The sequence below is a fragment of the Methanocalculus sp. genome, assembly GCF_030651615.1.
Classification (GTDB): Archaea; Halobacteriota; Methanomicrobia; order Methanomicrobiales; family Methanocorpusculaceae; genus Methanocalculus.
On record NZ_JAUSCG010000165.1, the window covers coordinates 1 to 3,747 of the forward strand.

General features: G+C 49.0%; 5 protein-coding genes and 1 tRNA gene. 2 read left to right on the top strand and 4 right to left on the bottom strand.

The window, feature by feature from the left end; genetic code table 11:
• The 3 genes from hemB to Q7V06_RS07190 all read right to left on the bottom strand — a co-directional run.
• A partial coding sequence (hemB, locus tag Q7V06_RS07180) for a porphobilinogen synthase (protein WP_304840053.1) occupies window positions 1-792 on the bottom strand: 792 nt, incomplete at its 3' end.
• Window positions 771-2,045, bottom strand: a complete 1,275-nt coding sequence (gene hemA, locus Q7V06_RS07185; protein WP_304840055.1) for a glutamyl-tRNA reductase — start codon at window positions 2,043-2,045, stop codon at window positions 771-773. The genes hemB and hemA, both read right to left, overlap by 22 nt.
• A complete protein-coding gene (locus Q7V06_RS07190; RefSeq protein ID WP_304840057.1) occupies window positions 2,038-2,664 on the bottom strand; it encodes a bifunctional precorrin-2 dehydrogenase/sirohydrochlorin ferrochelatase in 627 nt (208 codons plus the stop codon). The genes hemA and Q7V06_RS07190 overlap by 8 nt, the downstream gene beginning before the upstream one ends.
• 198 nt (window positions 2,665-2,862) lie before the next feature.
• Here Q7V06_RS07190 and Q7V06_RS07195 point away from each other — a divergent pair.
• Window positions 2,863-2,934 (top strand) — tRNA-Gly (locus Q7V06_RS07195).
• A gap of 106 nt (window positions 2,935-3,040) precedes the next feature.
• On the opposite strand, the gene Q7V06_RS07200 is transcribed toward Q7V06_RS07195, so the two are convergent.
• Window positions 3,041-3,340 carry a hypothetical protein gene (locus Q7V06_RS07200; protein ID WP_304840059.1) on the bottom strand — a complete coding sequence of 100 codons (300 nt, stop codon included), beginning with the start codon at window positions 3,338-3,340 and terminating at the stop codon, window positions 3,041-3,043.
• A gap of 95 nt (window positions 3,341-3,435) precedes the next feature.
• Here Q7V06_RS07200 and Q7V06_RS07205 point away from each other — a divergent pair, with 95 nt between their 5' ends.
• The gene (locus tag Q7V06_RS07205) at window positions 3,436-3,600 is read left to right on the top strand and encodes a hypothetical protein (RefSeq protein ID WP_304840061.1); all 165 of its coding nucleotides are present in this window, start codon (window positions 3,436-3,438) and stop codon (window positions 3,598-3,600) included.
• Window positions 3,601-3,747 lie beyond the last annotated feature (147 nt).

The following is a 3,747-nucleotide window of genomic DNA, read 5'->3' on the forward strand; positions in this document are numbered from 1 at the left end:
GGTACGGATCTCTTTTAGAATATCCAGATAGAACCCTGCTGGTTTTACCATCAGGATATCAGCACCTTCACTGAAGTCCTGCTCAGATTCCCTGAATGCCTCTCTTGCATTTTCCGGGTTCATCTGGTATGTTGTCCGGTCACCAAAAGAGTAACCTGAGTCGGCGGCCTCTCTGAAGGGGCCATAGAGGGCACTTGCAAACTTGGTCGAGTATGAGAGGATTGGCATATTTGAGAATCCTTCTGCATCAAGTGCCTGCCGGATCGCCTGTACCTGACCATCAAGCATACAGGAGGGTGCAATGATATCGGTACCCGATCGTGCATGGCTGACTGCTATTCTGGCGATCAGTTCGAGTGATCGGTCGTTGTCCAGGTCAGGGTACTCACCATCAGTAGTGATGATCCCGCAATGGCCGTGATCGGTATATTCGCATGCACAGACGTCGGTGATAACGACCATATCCGGGACAGTTGATCTGATCGACTGTACAGCTTTCTGGATTATTCCGTCGCTGTCAAATGCTGATGAGGCGGTGGAATCTTTCACTTTTGGAATGCCAAAGAGGATCACTGCCCTGATGCCTGCATCATAGAGACGCTTTACAACCCTTGCTATCTCTCCCAATGGTATTTTTGACTGACCTGGCATTGAGGTGATCGGAACTGGTTTTAAGATCGTCTCATCGACAAAGAGTGGTGCGATGAGATCCGTACATAAGAGCTCCGTCTCCCTGAGAAGAGGTTGAATCCTCCTCTGTCTCAGTCTTCTTAATCGTGTTTCTGGAAACATATCTTCTCTCCTTTGGTAATTGCTGAAACGATCATACCAGCGGTCTCAAGGTCGCACCGTTCAGCACTCACTCTGACTGCCATCGTCGCATCTGCAAGGATCTTATTTGTAAGGACACGTGTGAGATCGTCGATAATCTGTATCGTCTTTGGATCTCCTGTTCCGAGTCGGTTAATTGCTTTGTCCCGTTCACGAATCCTGATCGATTCTGCCCATGTATGGAGTACTGCGATGGTGTCGTTTGCTGCAACACGGTTGATCCGCTGGATGAAGGTATCGAGTTCCATCTCAATGAGTTCACGGATATTCTCAGCCTCGTTCTGCCGTGCAAGCAGGTTTTCTTCTGATATTGATCTGAGATCGTCGATTGTGAAGAGATGGACGCCCGGAATCTCCCTGATGGTATCATCCGTATCTCTTGGCTGGGCGATGTCGATGATGATGAGTGGTTTTGGCTTGGTATCAAGTGGCCACATCCGCCCCTGCATCGTCTGGGTGAGCTCTTTTTGGTGGATAACAGGGTGGGGTGCTGCTGTGCAGGAGATGACGACATCGGAGAGCATGATGAATGGATAGAGGTCTTTGAAGGTGACGGCTTTTCCGCCGATCTCATCTGCGAGTTCGACTGCCCTCTCATATGTCCGGTTCGTGACATAGATGGCGGTGAGGTCTTTCTCCCGAAGTGCTTTGGTGACGAGCCGTCCCATCTCCCCGGTTCCGACAATAAGGATATGCCGTTTCTTCAGGGTTCCGAGGAGATCTTCTGCAAGTTTGACGGCTGCAGACCCGATCGAGACGGACCCCCGGTTGATCATCGTCTTCTGCCTGACCATGACCCCGAAATGAATGGCGGTATTGATGCAGATGTCTATTGTCTGGCTATTTCCACCACAGCCGGTTGAAGAGAGGAGTGCTTTCCTCAACTGTCCGAGGATCTGATCTTCTCCGACTATCATCGAGTCTATTCCGGCTGCAAGGCTGAGGAGGTGGCGGAGCGCGCCAAGGCCATGATGGATGGTGAAGGTATTTCTTCCAAGGCTCTGCATGAATCGTGCAAGGTCATCGGGATCTCCCTGCACAAGGACTTCTACACGGTTGCATGTCTGGAGGAGGAGGACGCCTTTGTACCGTGTCCGTGCCATCCGTATGAACTCTTCTTCGTCAGGGAACCTGAATCCCTCGAGATCCCTGAGACTTGCAGTGTGGTGATCGAGGCCTGCGATTGCTATTGTGGTGAGGAGACGATCACTCATGACAGAACCTCGATAATGCCAATTGTATTGTTCCTTCCCTGTTGTTCATAAGCCCCTCACGGATCTCCGGATCTTCAATGGCCTCCCTGAGTCTTCTGGCGCGTTCTTCCTGGGGGAGTGCGGTACTCTTCAGAGCTTCCCTGAGGATTCGCTGGAGATCGACCATCGCATCGATCTCAGGCACTGTCGTCTCAAACTGTTCTCTGAGATATCTGCTGACGGCCGGACTCCCACCACCTGTTGAAAAACCAATGAGAAGGTTTCTGCCTCTGACGACTGAAGGTATGATCACATCTCCGGCTTCACCATCTGCATTATTAAAGAGGATAGCGCTCTCTTCTGCCAGTCTTCCGATACGGTCGTTCTGGTTTTTGTCAGATGTTGCAGCGATCACGAGAAATGCCCCGGATATGAGGGTTTTTATCTCCCGATCACTCAACTTCAGGGTGTCGGCCCTGATTTTTCTGGTGGAAAGATCAATACAGGCATCTGAGAAACTCCTGCTGATGATCGTTACCTCTGCCTCTTCATGGAAATATCGTGCTTTTCTGGCAGAGACCGATCCCCCGCCGAAGATGATGACATTTTTTCTGCTGAAGTTGATGATCAGGGGGATCATTTCTTCTTTGTTTGTGATGCTGGACTATTAAGATGACGATTTTTCTGAGGCGATGCTATTCTCTGTGCAGGTTCGTCAGATGATCTGGAAGCAGGAGTTTATTCTTATGGTTTCAATCGTCCTCATCGAGCCAGATCGGCATGAATAAATATAGATAATGCTAATCTTATTAGGTCACAGGGCAGAGATGCCTGAAGTGCGCCGATAGTGTAGTGGTTATCACTAGGCGTTGCCAACGCCTAAACCCGGGTTCGAGTCCCGGTCGGCGCATCGGAAAAACTGTTTTACTATTTTAACTGTGCAATCGGGATTCTCCTGAAAAAACTATTCTTATAAAAAAATCATTTGAGTATATGGGTGGTTTTTGGGATGCCGCTCACACCGTTAAATATCTCTTGTGTACTGTCTGGGAAGAGACGAGGCTCTCAACGATGAAGAGTGCAGAACCGGTTGTCACCCATCTGACTTCAACAGATTTGTGGTCATTGCGCTCAAGGGCTTGCAGCAATTCTTTCTCAGGTTCAGCAATCCGGGAAAATACGGCGACATGTTTGAGCCATGTTGGAGTGTAGTCGATCCTGATTTCCGCATCTCCGTTCTCATACTCTGACTGGGCGAAGCTATCAGCTGTGAAGGCACTCCGGCGATGAGCTTGGAGAGGAGGGGTACAATTCAAAAAAGGCGAACTATAAACAGATCAATCTCTGTATCATCGTCTCAAAATGGTATGAAGTGCCGGTTTCATTTTTTTTTGCCCGGTAATAATAATTCATGTCATCGGTAAAGGATCTCCTGTTACAGCTGCTGGATCTCTCATATGAGCCAGAAACACTGATCTGGGACCGGGGAAATACCTCGGAAGAGTCTGTTTTGGATACTAAGGCGCTTGGATGGAATCTGATCTGTGGTGTGAATAAAGGATCAAACCAGGTGTAATCCCTGCACTGAAACGTGTTGAATATGTCGAGGTGGCGAGTGCAGGACAGGGGAAGGTGTTCTGGTACCTGAACCTGACGGATAAGATGAAAGAGCAGCTGAAAGCAATGGGGTTCAAGGATTTGTTCCCTGAAAGAATATTATGTA

Excerpts from the sequence above, each read along its gene's own strand:
- hemA (WP_304840055.1), bottom strand. The coding sequence starts at position 2,045 with ATGAGTGATCGTCTCCTCACCACAATAGCAATCGCAGGCCTCGATCAC.
- Q7V06_RS07205 (WP_304840061.1), top strand. The coding sequence starts at position 3,436 with ATGTCATCGGTAAAGGATCTCCTGTTACAGCTGCTGGATCTCTCATAT.
- Q7V06_RS07190 (WP_304840057.1), bottom strand. The coding sequence starts at position 2,664 with ATGATCCCCCTGATCATCAACTTCAGCAGAAAAAATGTCATCATCTTC.